Raw genomic sequence first — 1,711 nt, 5'->3', positions numbered from 1 at the left:
GGTAGAGCAATGAGCTTTATTCTGCCGGGATGTCTGCTGTTACTGGCATTATGTCTGGAACGGAAACCGCCCGCAGTTGACCTGCAAACGAGCCAAGATCGGAAAAACGACTGGCGTAAAGCGGCAGCAGCTGGGCTGTTGCTGTTGTATCTTACGATTAGTATTGGCGATTTCAGTCTCAGACAGCGCTGGGTTTTCCATTCGATCGCCAACGTTATAGCAAGAGAAGCAACAACCCCCACTTTAATTGCCATTAACTCTAAAGCTTGGGGACACGTTCTGCGCTTAGCTTACTATATTCCCCCATCCTCACCCGTAATGCTTTTATCCGAAAACCCCGATCGGTTGGCAGATTCTCTAGAAAAAGTACTGACATCCGCAGAAGCTTCCCAATATCGTCGCCTCATCTGGTTAGATAGTGTTAATCCCGTATGGTCTCGTCTCAAAACAGAAGCTGAAAAGATCGCGGCAAAACAGCGCATTCAACAAATTTTGCAAAAGCGGTTTAAGTCGATCGAAACGCGGCAGTTAACGGGAACTATGAACATTGATGGGTTCACCCTCAACCTTTATAATCGTTTTTCATGAATTCCAGCCCAACTAACTCTCTTTTACCAGTACCATCCGGTTCTTTACAGATTCCTGAATCTAAGTTTGCCGCAGCAAATGGAAACGGACATTACTTGAGCTTTTCCCTGGTGATTCCCACTTATAACGAGAGTAAAAATATCAAGGAAGTTATTCAAACCTTGAGCGGTTTGCTAGATAACTTTATCGCAGGTGACTACGAGCTAATAGTAGTAGATGATGATAGTCCCGATCGCACTTGGGAAGTTGCACAATCTCTCATCCCGGATTATCCCCAACTGCGGGTGATGCGCCGTCAGGAAGAACGAGGACTTTCCACCGCCGTGATTCGCGGTTGGCAAGTGGCAAGAGGGCAAATCTTGGCGGTAATTGATGGCGACCTTCAGCATCCCCCGGAAGTGCTGTTAAAACTTTTGGCAGCTATTGAGGAAGGTGCGGACTTGGCAGTTGCCAGTCGCCATGTGGAAGGCGGCGGTGTCAGCGAGTGGAGTTTTGCGAGACGATTTTTATCGCGTGGGGCGCAGATGTTGGGGTTAATTTTGCTACCGGAGGTGATAGGTCGCGTTTCCGATCCGATGAGCGGTTATTTTATGGTAAGACGCAGTTCGATCGCGATGCGATCGCTCAATCCGCTGGGATACAAAATTTTGATTGAGGTACTCGGTCGCGGCAAAATTGGCCAAATTACGGAAGTGGGGTATGTGTTTCAAGAACGTCAGGAAGGCGAGAGCAAGGTAACTTGGAAACAATACGTGGAGTACCTGGGTCATCTGCTGCGGTTGCGCTTCCACCTCTGGCCGATCGGTCGGTTCTTACGATTTGCTGTGGTAGGTTTGAGTGGGGTATTTGTGGATATGCTAGTGCTTTATTTACTTCACGACCCCAGTGCGCTCGGTTTGGGTTTAACTCGCAGTAAAATTATCTCTGCCGAAATCGCGATTATCAATAACTTTTTGTGGAACGATGCTTGGACTTTTGGCGATATGGCAAGTAAACAGCGAGGTTGGCGCAAGCGTTTGAAGCGGTTTCTCAAATTTAATATCGTTTGTTTGATGGGATTGATGCTAAATGTGCTGCTGTTGAATGTGCTGTATAACTTTTTGCATATTCACTATCAGTGGGC

1 protein-coding gene and 1 pseudogene are annotated in these 1,711 nt (G+C 47.3%); both read left to right on the top strand.

Translation table 11 applies throughout. The features are described 5' to 3' along the window. Window positions 1–588: pseudogene (locus H6S82_RS32090) on the top strand (hypothetical protein); the annotation flags it as partial. Next, window positions 585–1,711: glycosyltransferase (locus tag H6S82_RS32085; protein ID WP_191057411.1), on the top strand; the 1,127-nt coding region annotated here is incomplete at its 3' end. The pseudogene H6S82_RS32090 and the gene H6S82_RS32085, both read left to right, overlap by 4 nt.

Source organism: Planktothrix sp. FACHB-1355 (genome assembly GCF_014748295.1).
GTDB lineage: Bacteria > Cyanobacteriota > Cyanobacteriia > Cyanobacteriales > Aerosakkonemataceae > Aerosakkonema > Aerosakkonema funiforme_A.
Note: the sequence above shows the minus strand (reverse complement) of the source record. Positions and strands in the feature narration are given on the sequence as shown.